The 586-nt window shown below is 56.1% G+C and carries 1 protein-coding gene; it reads left to right on the forward strand.

Translation table 11 applies throughout. The features are described from left to right. Positions 1 to 184: 184 nt before the first annotated feature. The coding region (locus DM995_RS17830; protein ID WP_232824528.1) for a KAP family P-loop NTPase fold protein at positions 185 to 586 on the forward strand (402 nt) is incomplete at its 3' end.

The raw sequence follows: 586 nt of genomic DNA on the forward strand, positions 1-586 counted from the left end.
TTTTCTGGCCGGCACTTAGCGAAAAGCGCTTGCTCCAGCACGCCTGGCTCGCGCAAAGCACCCACCATAAGACAGCCGTTAAGATGTTGTTCCGACTAAGCAAAGATCGCTATAAACTTCAATTCGGGAAATTGAATGATTTGGTCGGGTCGAGTCGCTTGAGGCGAACCGGTAAGGAAACAGCATGTTCTTGAACGATCACGAGACAGCGACCGATCTACTCTATTACGAGGCCATCGCAAAGACCGTCGTCAAGCTGATCCGTCAGACGCCGGACGTGCCGATTACTATTGGCGTGCATGGCGATTGGGGCGCCGGAAAATCCAGTGTCCTGAAGATGACAGAGAGCGCCTTCTCCGGCGATGATCGCGTCCTCTGCCTCTGGTTCAACGGGTGGACATTCGAAGGCTTCGAAGACGCCAAGACGATCGTTATCGAGACTATCGTCGATGAACTGCGTCGCGCACGTCCCAACTCGACGAAGGTGGCGGAAGCGGCGAAGAAGGTCCTGAAACGCGTCGACTGGCTCAAGATCGCCCGCAAGGCAGGCGGATTCGCGTTCACCGCGGCGACTGGCATTCCGACC

Origin of the sequence: Blastomonas sp. UPD001 (assembly GCF_003426715.1) — a bacterium.
In the GTDB taxonomy this organism is placed as follows: Bacteria; Pseudomonadota; Alphaproteobacteria; order Sphingomonadales; family Sphingomonadaceae; genus Blastomonas.